Below are 18,758 nucleotides of genomic sequence, written 5' to 3' on the forward strand. Positions count from 1 at the left end.
TACAAAGATGATGATATGTTCTGGGCTATTAATAACGATAATAATTTCTATGTTATACAAGCATCTAACAGTATGGATGAGGAAACTAGCTATCCGCTCATAGTTTATACAGCTGATGATGGAAACAATATCATTAAAATTGATGAAGCTGTAAACATAGACCCAAGTAGTGAAATGTTTCTTCACGACAAGGAACTAGACTATTACCACGACTTCAAAAAAGGGGATTATGAGTTCTTCTTAAACGCTGGGTATTACGATAATCGTTTCGAAATTGTATTCTACAACCCTAATGCGGAAAGTCTTGGTAGTGACGATAACATCATCAATCAAGATAAATTAGATGTATTATACGCCAATAATACAGATAAAGTGGTACTAATTAATCCACACAATTTACATGTTACAGATATACAAATCTTTAACATCTTAGGTCAACATGTCGTTGATATTAAAAATATTAAATCTGGAAATCAAACAGAATACAACGTTGGGAAATTAAGTTCTGGTCCTTATATCATTAAATTAAATACTGTAAGCGGTTCGGTATCTAAAAAAATATTGATTAACTAAAGTTCTTTATTTAATTTATCCAACTCAAAGAGGTTGTCTTATCAGATGACCTCTTTTGTTTTTATTACAACTATTTTTTGATTCCTTTTACAACCAATAATTGATTATTTTAGGGTTTTTAAATTCCGAACTAATCAATTTATAAAATGAAAACCAACATCTTAGCAAAATCACTACTTGTAATCGTTCTTATATTGGGATTTCAAATCAATGCCCAAGAAGCTGATAAGAAAGAAGCTGATTCTACAAAAAAGGCAACAAAAGAATTACCTCTCGAACCAGAACGCAAAATAAAATTCTCCACCGATAACGGTACATGGATATCTGTAGATGTTCATCCTGACGGAAAAACTATCATTTTTGATATAATGGGCGATTTATATACCATACCTATTTCTGGAGGAACAGCCACTCGCATTACAGAAGGTATGCCATACGATGTTCATCCAAGATATAGCCCTGACGGGAAATCTATTGTTTTCATTTCAGATAAAAGCGGTTCGGACAACGTCTGGACTATGGACTTAGAAACCAAAGAACAAAAACAACTCACTAAAGACAAAAACAAATACCATGTAGCTGCAGATTGGAGTCCTGATGGCGATTATATTGTTGGTACACGAGGAAGGCGAAATATTAAACCATTCATTTTACATAAAGATGGTGGTTCTGGTGCTGAACTCCTTTCAAAAAATAAAACTCAAAAACTCATTGACCCTGCTTTTAGTGCAGACGGAAATCATATTTACTTTTCATCTCGTCGTGGCGCATGGAATTACAACGCACAACTGCCACAATACCAAATTGTAAGTTACGATCGTGAAGACGGTGATACGGAAACTATTACATCAAGATATGGCTCAGCTTTTACCCCTACATTTTCTAATGATGGTAATTATATGGTTTATGGTAGCCGTTTTGAAGAGCATACTGGATTGGTGCTCCGAAACTTAAAAACTGGTGATGAACGTTGGTTAGCATATCCTGTTCAAAGGGATGAACAAGAATCTATTGCGCCGTTAGGAGTGCTTCCAGCAATGTCATTTACACCAGATAGTAAAAATTTAATTGCTTCTTATGGCGGGAAAATATATTCAATTTCTATTCAGAATAATGAAGCAAAAGAAATTCCATTTCAGGTTGATTTGGATTTAGATATGGGACCAAGAGTCTCTTTTAAATATCCCATTGATGATAGCTCGGAAGGTATTGTGACACAAATTCGTGATGCCGTTCCTTCACCCGATGGTTCAAAAATTGCATTTACAGCATTAAACCGTTTATACGTCATGAGTCTTCCTGATGGAACTCCAAAACGATTAACAAAACATAATTTTACAGAAGCACAGCCAACTTGGTCACCAGATGGCAAGCAAATAGCATTCACGACTTGGGAAAATGGTGGTGGACATCTTTACAAAGTCAACGCGACTGGTGGAAAATTAACACAACTAACACAACAAGCTGGGATTTACACAACTCCAGCATGGTCATATCAATCCAACAAAATAGCTTTTATAAAAGGCTCTGCACAGTCTTACGATGATGCTATTGGCCCTTTTGCTGCTGGAGCTTCAGATGAATTGGCCTGGATATCTGCTGATGGCGGAAGCATCGATATTATAGACAAGACAAAGGGAAGAAATACACCACATTTCACAAAAATTAACGACAGAGTATATCTTAATCATGGTGGTAAAGGTCTAATTTCTATAAGATGGGATGGCACAGACGAAAAAGAACATCTTAAGTTAACAGGAATTAAAACTTATGGTTCTTCAGATGTATTCGGAATTGAGCATGATGTACATGCCGCAATGCCAACTCACGAAGAAGGATGGCGCGAAAATAACACAGCATCAAGACCAGCTGTGATAAAAATTTCGCCAGATGGCACCCACGCGTTAACCAAGATTAATAACGATGTCTACACGGTTATCATTCCAAAAATTGGAACAACACCTTCTATTTCCTTAGCTAAAGCTGAAGGAGCTGCTTTTCCTGCGAATAAATTAACAATCATGGGTGGAGAGTTTCCTGCATGGGCTTCAGACAGTAAAAAAGTGCATTGGTCTTTAGGTGCTAGTCACTTCATTTATGATTTAGAAAAAGGAAAAGCTTTTGCAGACAGCCTAAAATTGGCAAAAAAGAAAGAAAAAGAACTAAAAGAAGCCGAAAAATCAAAAGATTCAACTAAAACTGATAAAAAAGAAGATAAAAAGAAAAAAGATGAACCTCAGTTTAAAGCCGATGAATATAAAGTTGTTGTAAAATATGCTCGCTCTATTCCAAATGGAAAAACACTTCTTAAAGGTGGACGTATCATTACTATGAATGGTAATGAAGTAATCGAAAATGGAGATGTTTTAATTGAAAATAACAGAATTGTAAATGTTGGTACTTCAGGGAGTTTTACCGTTCCAAACGATGCAAAAGTGATTGATGTTAGCGGAAAAACAATAACACCTGGTTTCGTTGATACTCACGCGCACATGTGGCCAAATTGGGGTGTACATAAAAATCAGATTTGGATATATTCTGCAAATCTCGCTTACGGTGTAACAACCACAAGAGACCCACAAACGGCGACTACAGATGTATTAACGTATTCTGATATGGTAGATGCTGGTATGATGCATGGACCAAGAGTTTACAGTACAGGTCCAGGAGTTGGTTTTTGGGCTTATAACATCGAAAACTACGACCATGCAAAGGATGTATTAAAGCAATACAGCGAATACTACAATACCAAGACCATAAAAATGTATTTGGTTGGTAATCGTCAACAACGTCAATGGGTAATTAAAGCTTGTAAAGAACTAGAATTAATGCCTACAACAGAAGGCGGATTAGACTTTAAGCAAAATATGGTAAACCTTATCGACGGTTATCCTGGGCACGAGCACTCCTTCCCTATTTATCCAATCTACGATGATGTCATTAAAACTGTAGCAGAATCTCAGATGGCGGTTACGCCAACCTTATTGGTGTCTTACGGTGGTCCTTGGGCTGAAAATTATTTCTACTCAAGAGAAAATCCTTACAGTGACAAAAAACTACAATATTTTACACCTTATGCAGAATTAGCTCAGAAATCTAGAAGACGTCCAGGTTGGTTTATGGATGAAGAACATGTATTTCAGAAGCATGCGGAATTTATGAAAGATCTTATTGAAGCCGATGGTATTGGTGGTGTTGGAAGTCATGGCCAATTACAAGGTTTAGGCTTTCATTGGGAACTTTGGGCAGTTGCAAGCGGAGGAATGAGTAACATGGATGCTTTAAAAATAGCAACTATAAAAGGAACTGAGGCTTTAGGCTTAGATAAAGATTTAGGCAGTATTGAAACAGGAAAAATTGCTGATATCTTGATTATGGATAAAAATCCATTAGACAATTTACGTAACACAAATACGTTAACGCATGTTGTAAAAAACGGAATTGTTTATGATGCAAATACGCTTGATGAAGTAGCGCCAGTAGCAAAGAAAGCCGATAAATTTAATTGGCAAACTAAGCGTCCTAATAATCTACCAGGTGTGAAAAACTAATTCATTTAGTGAATAGAATATTTAAAAAGACTGTCACTTTGTGGCAGTCTTTTTTATTTTAATTTAGAAATTAAATCGTTAAGACTAACTGCTTCTTGTTCTCCAGAAGCCATATTCTTTAATGTAAAACTATTAGATTTTAATTCCTCTTCGCCTACTAAAACCACAAACGGAATTTCACGTTTATTAGCGTAATTCATTTGCTTTTTCATCTGCTTTCCAGAGGTTATCCAATCTGGATACAATTCTGCTTTAATACCTTCATTTCTCAGTGCAGTGACAGCTTTCAGAGAAGACATTGCCTCTTCTTCTCCAAAATTGATGAATAATACTTTAGTGTTTTCCTTTACAGATTCTGGGAATAAATTGAGTTCTTCTAACACTAAGTAAATACGGTCTAAGCCAAAGCTAATACCAACGCCACTCATGTTTTTTAGACCAAAAATACCTGTAAGGTCATCGTAACGACCACCGCCACCAATCGAGCCCATGCTTACACCTTCTGGTGCTGAGACTTCAAAAATAGCGCCTGTGTAATAATTTAATCCGCGAGCAAGTGTAACATCTAGTTGGAGTTTTGCTGTTTTTAATTCTAATGAAGAAATCGCTGTATTTATAAACTCTAATTCTTCAATTCCTTTTATTCCAACTTCCGAAGTGCTTAAAATAGATTTTAAACTTTCGATTTGAGAACCAAAATCACCCGAAAGTGTAAATAAAGGTTGAAGCTTATCTATGCCGTCTTGAGAAATTCCTTTGCCAAGCATTTCTTCCCTGACCTTCTCCTCGCCTATTTTATCGAGTTTGTCAAGAGCCACTGTAAAATCTATGAGTTTATCTTGAGCACCGATAACCTCAGCAATACCAGATAAAATTTTACGATTATTGATCTTAATCGTGGTGCCTTTTAAATTTAAAGCCGAAAAAACTGCATCGTAAAGCTGAATAAACTCAACCTCTTGAAATAAAGACGTACTGCCAATAACATCTGCATCACATTGGTAAAATTCCCTGAATCGTCCTTTTTGCGGACGGTCTGCTCGCCAAACTGGTTGAATTTGGTAACGCTTAAACGGAAACTCAATCTCATTTTGGTGTTGTACTACATAACGTGCAAAAGGTACAGTTAAGTCATAACGAAGGGCTTTTCCAGATATTCGGCTTGAAAACTTATTAAGTTCTATCTTTTCAGAATTACTTAAATCATCTAAGGATTTTATTCTCAAAGCATTAAGAGATTCTGGCATTTCAATAGTATTCTTCTCAAAAAGAAAATTTCCTGTATTCAATACTTTAAAAATCAAGCGGTCGCCTTCATCACCATATTTCCCCATTAAAGTTTCAGAATTCTCAAAACTTGGGGTTTCTATAGGTTGAAATCCATAAACTTGAAACTGAGACTTAATCGTATCAAAAATATAGTTACGTTTTGCTACAGTTTCAGAATTAAAATCTCTAGTTCCTTTTGGTATGCTTGGTTTTTGTGCCATATCTATTTTCTGCAAAGGCAGAAGGTCGTTTCGTTAATCTTAATTTGTCACAAAAATATTATAATTTTTAGAGGCAAAGCCAAGTAATTTCAAATTTGTAGTAACTTTATTGGCGTTTGGTAGTCTTATAGCAAACCGACGCAAACTCTTAAGCTAAAAAATGAAAGTTTCTCTTTTTAAAGAAAATATAAAAATAGCCCTAGGTTCTATAAAAGGGCAACTTCTTAGAACGATACTTACTGTTGTGATTATTGGCATTGGTATTATGGCACTTGTTGGAATTTTAAGTGGTGTATCTGCTTTGGAAAACACCATTTCTAGTGACTTTTCATCGATGGGTGCAAATACATTTAATATACAACGCTACGAGTTTAATACCCAACGCCAAAGTAGTAGAGAGCGTCAGAAAGTAAACCCTGTTATTACGTATAGAAATGTAAAAGATTTTCAGGATAGTTATGATTTTCCGTTTACAAAGACATCGGTCTCTTTTATAGGTACAAGAGCCGCTGAAATAAAAACAGATTCTGATAAAACAGACCCTGAAGTTAGAGTTCTTGGTGCAAACGAACATTTTTTAGAGAATTCTGGTTTAGAAGTTGAAGGTGGTCGTGGTTTTAATGTTTTTGATATTACAAACAACAATGCGGTTTGTGTGATTGGTAGTGATTTGGTTAAAGCCCTGTTTAAAGATGTTAATCCTGTTGGACAAACCATTAGTGTTAGAGGCTCAAAATTTAAAGTTATTGGCCATCTAAAAGAAAAAGGCGCCACCTTTGGAAACAACCAAGATTTAAGGGTTATTCTGCCCATCCAAAAAGCGCGTTCAATTTTTACCAATCCTTTTATCAACTACAACCTAAGCATTAAAGTTGACAAAAAAGATATGCTAGAAGGCGCACAAGATGATGCCGTTTTAACATTTAGAAATGTAAGAGGACTTAACCCTGTTGAAGAAAATGATTTTGGTCTAGAACGTAGCGAAGACTTAATAAATAGAATAAGTAATATTTCTAGCTATCTCTACATTGCTGCATGGATTATAAGTATCATCACCATTTTTGGCTCTACCATTGCCTTAATGAACATAATGTTAGTATCTGTTAGTGAGCGAACACGTGAAATTGGAGTTAGAAAAGCTTTAGGAGCTAAGAGCAAAACTATAGCCGTTCAGTTTTTTATTGAAACCGTTGTTATTGGTCAATTGGGTGCTGTATTAGGTATAATACTCGGAATTTCTATTGGTTGGTTATTAGCAACCGTTTTTGAACTTCAATTTTCAACACCTTGGTTTGCTATGTTTTGGGGTGTGGCTATTGCCTTTATTGTAGCTGTAATATCTGGAGTATATCCTGCAACAAAAGCCGCTAAATTAGACCCTATAGAGTCTCTGCGCTACGAGTAAGCTTTAGTATTAAGTGATTAGTGTAAAGTAGTTAAATACCAAACATTCTACACTTATTACTTTTAACTTAATACTAATTGCTTTACACTTATTTCTGCCCTATTAGCTTTTCAAAATACTGAAACAATTCACCTTTGGTAATATTTCCACCTTGTTGAATCAGTTTAAAGATATCCATGTGCTTATCTTCTGAATAGTCTTTTTTTGCATTAAAAAATTCAACACTATCAGATAGTAAATTGTTTCTCAACCACTCAAAACCTTCTTTAGTAGTAAAATCTACAGCATCGTTATTAATCTTCAATGCTATAAGATGCATATCCTTTTCTCTACACTTAAATAAATGAATCTGCTGTGGAGAAATATGTTCTATATACTTCACCTTACTTAATACTCCTAACCATACCAAATCACTAAAGACATCTAATTCTTGTTCAGCAGTTTCAGGTTTGTTCTTTTTGATATCTTCCCACTCATCTGCGGAAATAGATTGGGTGGCTAAAAAATTGATAAACTCTTGATACAGTTCTTCAAACTGCTCTTTTGTAAGTCTTGTGTATTTCATTTTTATTTCTTTAAAACCTCAGCTACAGCAAATGGTCTATCTGTTGCAAGCATATCTGCACCCAACTGTAACCATTGTTTATAAATCTCATCACCACGAACTTCGGCACGTTTATCTAAGTTACCTAAAGTCCCAAGCATTGTTAGAATATCATTCTCATGCAGCTTGTCAAATAACGATTTATTTGATAATCGTGTTCCTGTGAAAGCAATCATATTTTTTGTAGGGATATCAGAAGCTAAAAGTGCATTGAGTTCAAGTTCGTTTCGTGCAGATACGGATAGTAACATATCTGGAGCAGTTTCATACGCAGATTTTGCTTGTGACAAATCGTAAGTAATAATGATACATACATCTTCTGCATTTGCCGCTTTTATTGCTTCTATTACTTCGCTTTGTGGTACACTTCGCTTAATATCAACACTAAGCACTACATTATTCGTTTTACTCCAATCCAAAACATCCTTGAATAAAGGAATTTTGAATTGAGTTTCATTTCCAAAGTCGTCAACTAAATTAAATGCCTTTAGCTCGCTGTAGGTTTTGTTTTTTACTAGTCCTGTTCCTGTTGTTGTTCTATCAATAGAATTATCGTGTAAAAGCACCAGCTTTCCATCTTTAGTTTTTGCTACATCTATCTCGTATATAGCCTTCATTTGATTATTGACATACTGTATGGTCTCCAAACAATTTTCAGGATACTTCTTGATAGCCTTTCCTCCACGATGCACACTTATTTGCGGTGCTTGGTTATTTGAGTAACGAAACGTTTCTAATAAAACAGAATCTTTTGATTGTGTTTCTTTCTTTTCAGTCTTACATCCTAAAAAAAGAATGCCAATTACAAAAAGGTAAATAAACCGCATAGAATTTAATTTTAATATGAATAAAAAAACCGTCTAGGATGAACTAAACGGTTTTTAAAATTTTGAAAATTGAGATTAAGCTTCTGCAACTACCTCGAATGGTAAATCTACAACTACTTCTCTATGCAATCTAACAACCGCATCGTATTTTCCTAAACGCTTAACGTTACCACCTATAACATTGATAAATTTCTTCTCAATACTATGACCAGCTTTTTGTAATGCATCTGCAACATCAATGTTGTTTACAGAACCAAATAACTTGTCTCCAGCACCAACTTTAGAAGCTATCTTTACTTCTAAATTTGCTAATGCTTCAGCTACTTTCTTAGCGTCGTCAATTAATTTTTGCTCTTTAAAGGCACGTTGCTTTAAGTTTTCAGCTAATACTTTCTTTGCAGAAGCAGTTGCTAAAATTGCTTGCCCTTGAGGAATTAAAAAGTTTCTACCATAACCGTTCTTAACTGTTACAATATCGTCTTTAAATCCTAAATTCTCAACGTCTTGTTTTAATATAAGTTCCATTGTTATGATATATTTATTTTAATAAATCAGCTACATATGGCATTAAAGCCAAGTGTCTTGCTCTTTTTACCGCTACAGATACTTTTCTTTGGTATTTTAAAGAAGTTCCTGTTAAACGTCTTGGTAATAATTTTCCTTGCTCGTTTACAAACTTTAATAAGAAATCTGGATCTTTGTAATCTACATACTTAATACCAGACTTTTTGAAACGGCAATACTTCTTATTTTTTGAAGTCTCTATATTTAGTGGAGTAAGATATCTAATCTCTCCATCTTTTTTTCCTTTTGCTTGTTGATCTATAGATGCCATAATTAAGCTTTTTGTTTGTTTCTTTCTCTTCTTCTCTCAGCCCAAGCCACAGCGTGCTTGTCTAATTTTACAGTTAAGTAACGCATAAAACGCTCATCACGTCTAAACTCTAACTCTAAAGGTTCGATAGCCTCACCAGCTACAGTGTACTCAAATAAGTGATAAAAACCACTCTTTTTGTTTTGGATTGGGTAAGCCAACTTTTTTAAGCCCCAATCTTCTTTGGCAATCATCTTAGCTCCTTTAGAAACAAGAAAGTCTTCGTATTTCTTTACTGTTTCCTTTATCTGGTCATCAGATAAAACGGGATTTAAGATGAAAACAGTTTCATAATGATTCATAATAATTTGTTTGTTTATTGTTAAAACGGGTGCAAAAATACACATTATTTAAAAGTGTACCAAGGATTTATAGCTAATTTTTAGCAGACTTCTGATTTGAATAAATTTTCATAAATTTTGCATTTAATCGATGATTTTTGGTATTTGTCCGAATTTTTTGTACTATTGTCGAAGCTTAACCTAAAAATTGAATGTTATGACTTTAAACTGTGTGGTTGTTGATGACTCTGCTATCCAGCGATTATCTATCGTAAAACTCATAGAAAATCACGAGTCCCTAAATCTCGTTGCTGAATACAGTAGTGCATTAGAAACTAAAAACGGATTAAATACTAAAAAAGTAGATTTAATCTTCCTTGATATAGAAATGCCTGTTCTTAATGGTTTCGAACTTCTAGATGTCTTAAATAATAAACCCCAAATTATTTTTGTCACTGGTAAAACCGAATATGCCTTTAAAGCATTTAACTACGATGCCACAGACTATTTACAGAAACCAATTACAAAAGAGCGTTTTAATCAAGCTGTAGAAAAAGCCATAGAACAACATAAACTTAAACTAGACTTTAACGAAACTGAAGGCGAACATATCTTCGTGAAGAGTAACCTTAAAAAGCGTAAAGTTTATATCAAAGATATTAAATGGATTGAAGCCCTTGGTGATTACGTAAAAGTAGTTACTGAAGAAAACAGCTTAGTTGTTTTATCCACAATGAAAGCCTTTGAAAAAGAATTACCTGAAGGTAAATTCTTAAGAATTCATAAATCTTATATTGTAAATCTAGATAAAATAGACCGCTTTAACAGCAAAAATGTTGAAGTTGGTGCTTACGAGATACCCTTAAGCCGAAACAAAAAAACACAACTAGTTGACGCGCTTAATAATATGTGAAGATAAGCCTAGTAATTATCTACATTAATTACTACTCTCACAGACCTAAAGTCTTTTATACTCATGAAGCTATTATGTATTTTACTAATAGCTTCTTTTGTTTTTGGTAAGGATTGTTTTTGAGGAATCTTAATGAGTATATTCTTGTGATACTGATTTCTAATTCGAGATACTGGCGGAAACTCAGGACCTAAAACGTGAGCCTTGAACAACTGCCTTAAAGATTTGGCGTACCAATCTGCTGCTAAATTCACACGATTGTAATCTTTATGCTTCAGCGTTATTTTTATCAATCTAAAAATCGGCGGATACTTATAGTTAAATCTATCATTCAACTGTTCCTTATACATGTCGTAATAAGAATTTGTAGATACCTGCTGCAAAATATTATGATGCGGATTGTAAGTCTGAATCAAAACCTTTCCTCTAACATCAGTACGTCCTGCTCTTCCAGATACTTGAGCCATTAATTGATAACTACGCTCATGAGCTCTAAAATCTGGAAAGTTAAGTAAGTTATCTGCATTGAGAATCCCAACCAATTTTACATATCTAAAATCTAAACCTTTAGTCAACATCTGCGTACCAACTAGGATGTCTATTTCTTTCTGTTCAAACCGAGTGATTAATTTTTCGAAACCGTATTTACCTCGAGTGGTATCTAAATCCATTCGAGCGACAGTGTTATCAGGAAATAATGTTTTAACCTCTCCCTCTATCTGCTCTGTTCCGAAGCCTTTAGTATCTAAGGTTACATTTCCACAAGCTTGACAACTCTTTAGCATCGCAGAATTATACCCACAATAATGGCAGCGCAATTGGTCACGGTATTGATGATACGTTAAACTGACATCACAATTTGGACATTGCGGTGAATGCCCACAAGTAGTGCATTCTATAATTGGAGAAAAGCCTCTTCGATTCTGAAATAAAATCACTTGAAAGCCTTCTACTAAGGCTTCAGTCATTTCTTCAATTAATCGGTCACTAAAATGACCTTTCATGCGTTTTCTCTTGTACTTGTCTGCCAAATCTACGAGCTCGATATCTGGCATCAACACATCATTATAGCGCTGGCTCAGTTCCACTAAACCATATTTACCTTCTGATGCATTGTAATACGTCTCTAAACTTGGTGTAGCTGTTCCTAAAAGCGTTTTTGCTCCAAACATATTAGCCAAAACTATTGCTGCATCACGAGCATGATACCGCGGTGCTGGATCAAACTGCTTATAAGATTGCTCATGCTCTTCATCTACAATAATAAAACCTAAATTCTGAAACGGTAATAATAAGGCAGACCTTGCTCCTATGATGATTTGTGCTTTTTCAGAACTATTAAGAATATTATTCCAAGCTTCTACACGCTCATTACCTGAGTATCTCGAATGAAAAACTGCCACTTTTTCTCCAAAATAGTTTTGTAAACGTGATACCAATTGAGTGGTCAAAGCTATTTCTGGAAGGAGATATAGGACTTGCTTACCTGTAGCAAGTTGCTCCTCAATAAGCTTAATGTAGAGTTCTGTTTTTCCTGAAGACGTAACGCCATGTAAAAGCAGAACTGATTTCTCACTGAACTGTAATTTAATCTCACTCAACGCTTTTGTCTGAAATTCGTTAAGCTCTTTTGAATCATCTGTAGTTTCTTCATCAAATGAGACTCTATCGATTTGGATATGATATTCTTCAAGAATATCTTTATCAATCAATGCCTTTATAATAGCGGAAGAAGCACCACTATGTGTTGCTAAATCTGAAACTTTTATTGGTTTTTTAGACCGTACTTCGAGCTGAAATAAACTCAGTACCACTTCACGTTGCTTTTTAGCACGACTTAAATCTTCTAACAATTCTTGAAGTTTTACTTCGGACTTAAAAGTTGAATGTAGCCGAACATAACGGACCAACTTGGGTGTATATTTTTGATAAATTTCTTCTTGAAGCTGAACTACTCCTTTTTCTACTAGCGAATTTATAATTGGTAAGACTCGTTTTCGGTCTAAAATAGATATGACATCGTCAATCTTTAAAGACGATTGATGGTGCAAGGCTTCATAAATTAAAAACTCATCATCTTTTAATTCAGAGTCTGAAATTTCAGCAGTTTCATTTCTAGAAATTATGGTTTCACTTTCAAGGATAAAAGCATTTGGCATTGCTGCACGCATAACTTCGCCTAGGCTGCACATATAATAACTAGAAATCCATTGCCAATGTTGCAATTGCTGCTCTGTTACTAATGGCTTTTCATCCAGAATCTGATGAATAGTTTTAGCTTCATAAGCCGTTGGAGGCGTTTTATGAGTTTTGTAAACTAGAGCTGTATATATTTTGCTTTTACCAAAAGGGACAGCAACACGCATTCCTGGTTTTAGAAAAGTAGCTTCGGCTTCAGTAATATAATACGTAAAGGCTTTTTGAAGAGGGATTGGCAATATAACATCGACAAAATCTGTCATTAGTTAACGCGTTTCCAGTATTGTGTTTTATAAAAGAAGGCAACGTAACCTCTAACCTGTAATTTATTAGGTGTTTCTAACTTTAATCTACATTTATACACCTTTCCGTTGCTTGGATTTAATATTGTTCCACCTTCATAAATATCTTCTTCTTTCTTCATATAATTTATAATGGTCATTCCTATAATAGGTTCGTTTTTATTTTTGCCTCTACATAAATCACAAAGTGGATTAGGGTTTTTATTATTGACTAATTCAATTATATCACCATAAATTCTCCCATCTTTTTGATAAATATTTACTATAGATTTTTCTTCACCTGTCTCATCATCAATGGTTTTCCATTTACCCAAAATAGATTGCGCATTTAGATGTAACAAACTGAATAAAAACACTATGAGTAAACCGCTTTTCATTCTTCAATAGTATTTAATTTATGAAGCCTTCGCAAGGTTGCGTTAAGCTCATAACCTAGTAACAAGATATTGGCATTTAACCACAAATACAATAATAAAATTAAGAGTGCTCCAATAGACCCATAAAGCTCATTGTATTTCGAAAAATTATCAATGTAAATACCAAATAAATAAGAGTTTAATATAATGAGTAACGTGGTTAATAACGCTCCAATTGAGAAAAATCGTGTTTGTCTTCCTTCTTTTGTTCCAAAATAATACAAAGTGGCAGTTGCTATATAAACCATGACAACAAAAAAGAGATATTTTGCAACCAAAATCCATTGTTTATTAGTTGCTTCTTCTGCACCGAAAGCCTCATTTAATGGCACAATAACATATACTTGGGTGTAAATGAAAACAGCTACAGTAAACAAAACCAAAAACGCTAAAATTAGAGCTATACCTAGCGCATATAAATATTGCTGAAATATATTTCGTGTTAATTGCTCATGATAAGAGTTTTCAAATCCTGAAAACACGGCATTAACACCATTGGCCATTAAAAACATGGATAATAAAAAAACAGATGATAATAAGCCTGCCTGACTATTACCTTCTAAGTTTTCAAAAATAGTAGACATAAAAAAGTCCGAGGTTTGTGCTGGTAAAAAAGATTCTAAAAATTTAGAAAATTCTACATCAAAACCATCAATAGGAATTACGGGAATAAGTATAACTACAAACAGTAAAAATGGAAATATCGACGTAAAAAAACTAAACGCAATAGCACTGGCACGAGTTGTTAATGTACCTTTAACAATTCCCAAACCATAGAGCTCTAACAAGTCGTACAAAGACAAACCTTCAAATCCCGGAAGCTTAATCTTTTGGCTAAATGTAACCAGAGAGCAAACTATGGGTATTTTTTTGAGTCTTTCTTCTATTGAACTTGACATAAATAAGATTTACGATTTATACGGCCTTAAGACTTAAATCCATATTATAAACCGAATGCGTTAAAGCCCCAGAAGAAATATAATCTACTCCACATTCGGCATAATGTCTTACTGTTTTTTCATTAATTCCTCCAGAAGATTCTGTAAGACATTTATCACCAATAAGTTTTACAGCTTTACGTGTATCTTCGTAATTAAAGTTATCTATAAGAATTCTATAAACACCACCACAATCTAAAATTTCTTGGATTTCCTCTAGGTTTCTTGCTTCTACAATGATTTTTAAATCACGTCCTGTTTCCTTTAAATAGTCTTTGGTTTTGTTAATGGCTTTACTCACACTACCCGCAAAATCAATGTGATTGTCTTTGAGCATAATCATATCATATAATGCAAACCTATGATTAGTACCACCACCTATTTTCACTGCCCATTTTTCGAGTGCTCTAATACCTGGAGTGGTTTTACGTGTGTCTAAGATTTGTGTTCCTGTGCCTTCTAACAAATCCACAAACACTTTTGTTTTTGTAGCTATAGCACTCATACGCTGCATAGCATTAAGGACTAATCGCTCAGCTTTTAAAATAGATTGGGAAGCACCTTCAACGTAAAAAGCAATGTCACCATATTTAACCTTAGAACCATCTTCAATTAAGGTCTCCACTTTCATATCTGCATCTACATAAGCAAACACTTGTTTTGCAAATTCAATACCAGCTATTATGCCTTCGTCTTTAACCAAAAGCTTTGCTTTACCTCGAGCTGATGCAGGAATACAAGCTAGCGAACTGTGGTCTCCATCTCCAACATCTTCACGAATAGCATTAGCAATTATGAGCTCTATTTCTTTATTGAATTGTTCTTTTGAAATCATTAGTAGGAATATTTATCGTAAAAATAGCAAATTGATTTACGATATGCGATTTTTAGATTTACGATTTATCTATGGCATAGTTCTAAGAAATCATAAATCGTAAATTGTAATTCGTAAATTTGAGAATGCAAATAAAACTCATCGCCATTGGCAAAACCGACAATAAACAGCTTCAAACCTTAATTGAAGACTACCAGAAACGTTTGGGGTTTTATATAAAATTTCAATTGGAAATTATTCCGGATATTAAAAAGGCGAAACACCTATCTGAAGCACAGCAGAAAGACAAAGAAGGTGAACTTATTTTAGGAAAAACACAAACTTCTGATGTTGTAATTCTTCTTGATGAAAATGGGAAGCAAATGGATTCTGTGGGCTTTAGCAACTATCTGCAAAAGCACCTTAACTCAGGCATTAAACAACTTGTATTTGTTATTGGTGGTCCGTACGGTTTTTCTGATGCGGTTTATCAACGTGCTAATGGCAAATTAGGACTCTCTAAAATGACCTTCTCGCATCAAATGGTACGTTTGTTTTTTATAGAGCAGTTGTATCGTGGCTTTACCATATTACGAAACGAGCCTTACCATCATAGATAAAAAAGCCCGAGTAGTTACTCAGGCTTTTATAAATATCTAATAAACTTTATAAGTTTCTTTTCGTTTATCAAGTTGGCGTTTGAGGTCGTTTATAGTTTCAGTGACTGCCAACTCATACTCACGCTCGTTTGATTTTGCAAAAATTCGTGGTCCAGGTAAACTCAATTCAATATTACAAATTTTACCAGCTTCATGGTCTTTCTCATCTTGTTTAAAATAGACTTGTGCAGATATTAAAAACTCATATTTATTACTCAATTTATCTAATCGTTCTCTTGTGAATTGTGAAAGTGTTTCACTAACATCCACATTTACATATTCAAAATTTACAGTCATATCATTTTGTGTTTTGGGTTAAACTTCTATACCTAAATATACGATTTTAAGTCTGCTTTTGCCCTAACAATTATCATAAAAAAGCTTTAAAAAACAACCTAAATTGAAAGTTACTCAACATAGCTACGTCTACATAAATCAAAATCAAATCGTTATGACTAATCAAACAAAAAAAGATCTAATTATTTTTGATGGCGAATGTAATCTCTGCAACGGCGTTGTGGGTTGGCTACTCAAGTTTGCACCAGAGGATTTGTTTCAGTTTGTAGCCTTTCAGTCGGTTTATGGGCAGCAATTATTACACCAACACGGATTCCCTACAGAACGTTTAGATACTGTGATTTTGATAGATGCTACTGGTGTGAAGACACACTCAGATGGTTTTCTAAAGATTATTTCTAAAATCCCAAAGTGGAAACGCGTCGCCGCTCTTTTAGGTTTTATTCCAAGATTAATACGCGATTACATCTATAAAACAGCCTCTAAAAATCGTGTAAAATGGTTTGGAAATTCTAAGAGTTGTACTATTGATTTTAGGTAGGAGTTTTGGAGTTACGCTTAACGGTTGGTGTATGATTCCGTTGCGGGAAATTCGTTAGAATTTCCGAGTAAGGAATCAGTACGAATTAAAAGTAGTAAATATTCTTTGAAGTAGGAGGTAGCTATGGATTATACACGTTGTTGGCAGTAGAAATTTTAATTCTTAATATTCAATTTCAATTTTTCCATTGGAACACTGTATATATCATCTCCATCAGTATATAGAAATTGATTAGTACTATTTGTGACGTAGGCACTCCATCCATAAGGCAACATTGTTAATTTACTTGGTATACTCCATTTAGGTTTGTCAAAATTATTCTCGTTGTAACTTATAAAAAAACCTTGGTTAGATGTATCACCTTCTATATATCTTGTAAATATTATATAGCGCATATTTGAATCTACATATGGACTAAACTCTGTTCCTTTTTCCGTGTTCAAATTTGTTAGGTAATCTTCGATACTCAAGGTGTTATTTTCAAGTTTTGCTCGCACAATATCTCCTTCATTTAATGTAGATTGGAAATAAATTTTTGATTCAGTTAGCCAATAGAAATATCCGCCCTCTATTCCTGATGACTCTGATAAATTTATTTTTTTGGTCCACTTATCATCTGTTTTTTCAATGAGATATATGTCTTCTTGATTATCTTTTCTAACACTATAGATTATTTTATTTCCACTGGGTGAAATAGCTCCATTATAAATTGAATCCAATTCATTTATTTGAACCGTTTCTGTTAATAATCCATTCTTTAAATGAGCTATAAAGGCAGATTGGTTTGTCCAATCTGAAGTTCTGGTAAGGAACATAACCGATTGGTCTTTTGAAAAACTAATCACATTCTCTGATAATTCTCCAGTAGATAAAATGCCTTCATAATACTTTCCCTCATCTGAGACAAACCGATTATCATAGTAGACCTCTCTAAATTGAATTTCTCTGATGGTATCTTCCATTATTTTCTTTCTTTCGACCCAATTGTTGTACTTATTTAAAGAATCGTAAATAAACCGTCTATCGTTAAAAATTTTTCCTTTTGTGTTTGTGAAAAATATTCTCTTTTCAAAGCCCTCTTTTGTGTAAAATGTGGAATCATAACCATGGGTTTTATCTCCGATAAATTCAGCCCTGTATGTTTTCTTTTGTTTGTTCAGATTATCTTTCATTGTATAATAGACCTTACCAATAGAATCAATCCATTCGGTAACCATTGTGCTGTCATTCTCAAATCTTACTTTTTCAATTGAAAATTCAGAAGCGCCTTCCTCCCGATATCGAGCACCTATCTGTGTCCAGTTATCGTCATATTCGTAGATATAATCTGTCATGACTAATCCAAGAGAATCCGATTCTAACCATCTGTGTGGTTTGCCATTGTCAAAATAATAGGTTAATCTATACTTAAATGGAACGGTATCGAAGTTTATTGGATATTTGAAATAATTAATTTTTTCAAAACGTGGCGAAGGATTGGCGACTTGCGTTTCCATCTCTTTTTGACAAGAAACAACTCCCAAGAGTAATATGATATATAGAAACCTTGTTTTCATGTCATGGATTATTACTGCCAACTTAACGATATGGTTCGTTTTAATGAACTATATCAGTAGTCAAGCGAAGTTATATTTTTAATTTTAATAAATCAATTCTGTTGATATTCAAACTATCAAAGACTTATTAAACAAACTTCCCCAATTCCAACTCATTAATCCCACCATGAGAGGCATGAGCAACAGCAACACCATTTCTAATAACTAACAATTGTGGCGACTGGTGTAAGACTTGAAATTTATAACCCGTTTCGTTAGAGACTTCTCGGTAATTTAATAAATCCAAATAGTACAAATCGGCGTTTAAATCTAAATCGTATATAGACACAAACTGATTCATCACCATTCTACTAATACCACAACGCGTAGAGTGCTTAAAAATCAATTGGGTTTTACCCAAGGAGCGCTTTTCTATTTCATCTAATTGACTAACCGTAGTTAAGGCTTGCCAGGGCAAGGCTTTCTCTTCCTTAGACTCAGATGAAGAGTTAAATAATTTATTAAATAGTCCCATATAT

19 protein-coding genes are annotated in these 18,758 nt (G+C 34.2%); 6 read left to right on the forward strand and 13 right to left on the reverse strand.

Translation table 11 applies throughout. The features are described from left to right. A partial coding sequence (locus tag BUB95_RS13470; protein WP_143185612.1) for a T9SS type A sorting domain-containing protein occupies positions 1 to 573 on the forward strand: 573 nt, incomplete at its 5' end. 146 nt (positions 574 to 719) lie between these two features. Next, on the forward strand, positions 720 to 4,124 hold the full coding sequence (locus tag BUB95_RS13475; RefSeq protein WP_073087471.1) for an amidohydrolase family protein: 3,405 nt from the start codon (positions 720 to 722) through the stop codon (positions 4,122 to 4,124). Positions 4,125 to 4,177: 53 nt separating this feature from the next. On the opposite strand, the gene hisS is transcribed toward BUB95_RS13475, so the two are convergent. After that, positions 4,178 to 5,614: a histidine--tRNA ligase gene (gene hisS, locus BUB95_RS13480; protein WP_073087473.1), complete on the reverse strand. Its 1,437-nt coding sequence runs from the start codon at positions 5,612 to 5,614 to the stop codon at positions 4,178 to 4,180. A gap of 160 nt (positions 5,615 to 5,774) precedes the next feature. On the opposite strand from hisS, the gene BUB95_RS13485 reads away from it, so the two are divergent. Beyond that, the gene (locus BUB95_RS13485; RefSeq protein ID WP_073087475.1) at positions 5,775 to 7,019 is read left to right on the forward strand and encodes an ABC transporter permease; all 1,245 of its coding nucleotides are present in this window, start codon (positions 5,775 to 5,777) and stop codon (positions 7,017 to 7,019) included. Between the two features lie 88 nt (positions 7,020 to 7,107). On the opposite strand, the gene BUB95_RS13490 is transcribed toward BUB95_RS13485, so the two are convergent. The 5 genes from BUB95_RS13490 to rpsF form a co-directional block, all read right to left on the reverse strand. After that, complete coding sequence (locus tag BUB95_RS13490) at positions 7,108 to 7,584, reverse strand: DUF6495 family protein (protein WP_073087477.1); 477 nt, start codon at positions 7,582 to 7,584, stop codon at positions 7,108 to 7,110. A 2-nt stretch (positions 7,585 to 7,586) separates the two neighbouring features. Further along, a complete protein-coding gene (locus BUB95_RS13495) occupies positions 7,587 to 8,450 on the reverse strand; it encodes a glycerophosphodiester phosphodiesterase family protein (RefSeq protein WP_073087480.1) in 864 nt (287 codons plus the stop codon). Between the two features lie 75 nt (positions 8,451 to 8,525). Further along, positions 8,526 to 8,975 (reverse strand): 50S ribosomal protein L9, encoded by a 450-nt coding sequence (gene rplI, locus BUB95_RS13500; RefSeq protein ID WP_073087482.1) that lies wholly within the window; start codon positions 8,973 to 8,975, stop codon positions 8,526 to 8,528. Positions 8,976 to 8,988: 13 nt separating this feature from the next. Then, complete coding sequence (gene rpsR, locus BUB95_RS13505) at positions 8,989 to 9,285, reverse strand: 30S ribosomal protein S18 (RefSeq protein ID WP_073087484.1); 297 nt, start codon at positions 9,283 to 9,285, stop codon at positions 8,989 to 8,991. Positions 9,286 to 9,287: 2 nt separating this feature from the next. Beyond that, positions 9,288 to 9,626, reverse strand: coding sequence for a 30S ribosomal protein S6 (gene rpsF, locus BUB95_RS13510; RefSeq protein WP_073087486.1), 339 nt, complete (start codon positions 9,624 to 9,626; stop codon positions 9,288 to 9,290). A gap of 196 nt (positions 9,627 to 9,822) precedes the next feature. On the opposite strand from rpsF, the gene BUB95_RS13515 reads away from it, so the two are divergent. Continuing rightward, entirely contained in the window at positions 9,823 to 10,518 is a 696-nt protein-coding gene (locus BUB95_RS13515; protein WP_073087488.1) for a LytR/AlgR family response regulator transcription factor, read from the forward strand. 8 nt (positions 10,519 to 10,526) lie between these two features. Here BUB95_RS13515 and priA read toward each other — a convergent pair whose 3' ends face one another. From priA to nadC, 4 genes are read right to left on the reverse strand one after another with little or no spacing between them, the layout of a single operon-like run. Next, positions 10,527 to 12,980 (reverse strand): replication restart helicase PriA, encoded by a 2,454-nt coding sequence (priA, locus tag BUB95_RS13520; protein ID WP_073087490.1) that lies wholly within the window; start codon positions 12,978 to 12,980, stop codon positions 10,527 to 10,529. Beyond that, complete coding sequence (locus tag BUB95_RS13525; RefSeq protein ID WP_073087492.1) at positions 12,980 to 13,396, reverse strand: DUF2147 domain-containing protein; 417 nt, start codon at positions 13,394 to 13,396, stop codon at positions 12,980 to 12,982. The genes priA and BUB95_RS13525 overlap by 1 nt, the downstream gene beginning before the upstream one ends. Beyond that, entirely contained in the window at positions 13,393 to 14,334 is a 942-nt protein-coding gene (locus BUB95_RS13530) for a YihY/virulence factor BrkB family protein (RefSeq protein WP_073087494.1), read from the reverse strand. Before BUB95_RS13530 ends, BUB95_RS13525 begins: the two co-directional genes overlap by 4 nt. A gap of 16 nt (positions 14,335 to 14,350) precedes the next feature. Further along, a complete protein-coding gene (gene nadC / locus BUB95_RS13535; protein ID WP_073087496.1) occupies positions 14,351 to 15,208 on the reverse strand; it encodes a carboxylating nicotinate-nucleotide diphosphorylase in 858 nt (285 codons plus the stop codon). Between the two features lie 125 nt (positions 15,209 to 15,333). On the opposite strand from nadC, the gene rlmH reads away from it, so the two are divergent. Continuing rightward, complete coding sequence (gene rlmH / locus BUB95_RS13540; protein ID WP_073087499.1) at positions 15,334 to 15,807, forward strand: 23S rRNA (pseudouridine(1915)-N(3))-methyltransferase RlmH; 474 nt, start codon at positions 15,334 to 15,336, stop codon at positions 15,805 to 15,807. A gap of 36 nt (positions 15,808 to 15,843) precedes the next feature. Here rlmH and BUB95_RS13545 read toward each other — a convergent pair whose 3' ends face one another. After that, entirely contained in the window at positions 15,844 to 16,143 is a 300-nt protein-coding gene (locus BUB95_RS13545) for an HPF/RaiA family ribosome-associated protein (RefSeq protein WP_073087501.1), read from the reverse strand. Between the two features lie 154 nt (positions 16,144 to 16,297). Here BUB95_RS13545 and BUB95_RS13550 point away from each other — a divergent pair, with 154 nt between their 5' ends. After that, positions 16,298 to 16,684, forward strand: a complete 387-nt coding sequence (locus BUB95_RS13550) for a thiol-disulfide oxidoreductase DCC family protein (RefSeq protein ID WP_073087637.1) — start codon at positions 16,298 to 16,300, stop codon at positions 16,682 to 16,684. A gap of 155 nt (positions 16,685 to 16,839) precedes the next feature. On the opposite strand, the gene BUB95_RS13555 is transcribed toward BUB95_RS13550, so the two are convergent. Together BUB95_RS13555 and ytxJ are read right to left on the reverse strand one after the other, a co-directional pair. Further along, the gene (locus BUB95_RS13555) at positions 16,840 to 18,240 is read right to left on the reverse strand and encodes a hypothetical protein (RefSeq protein ID WP_143185613.1); all 1,401 of its coding nucleotides are present in this window, start codon (positions 18,238 to 18,240) and stop codon (positions 16,840 to 16,842) included. A gap of 127 nt (positions 18,241 to 18,367) precedes the next feature. Further along, positions 18,368 to 18,754, reverse strand: coding sequence for a bacillithiol system redox-active protein YtxJ (ytxJ, locus tag BUB95_RS13560; RefSeq protein WP_073087505.1), 387 nt, complete (start codon positions 18,752 to 18,754; stop codon positions 18,368 to 18,370). Positions 18,755 to 18,758: the final 4 nt, after the last annotated feature.

The sequence above is a fragment of the Winogradskyella jejuensis genome (assembly GCF_900129745.1).
GTDB lineage: Bacteria > Bacteroidota > Bacteroidia > Flavobacteriales > Flavobacteriaceae > Winogradskyella > Winogradskyella jejuensis.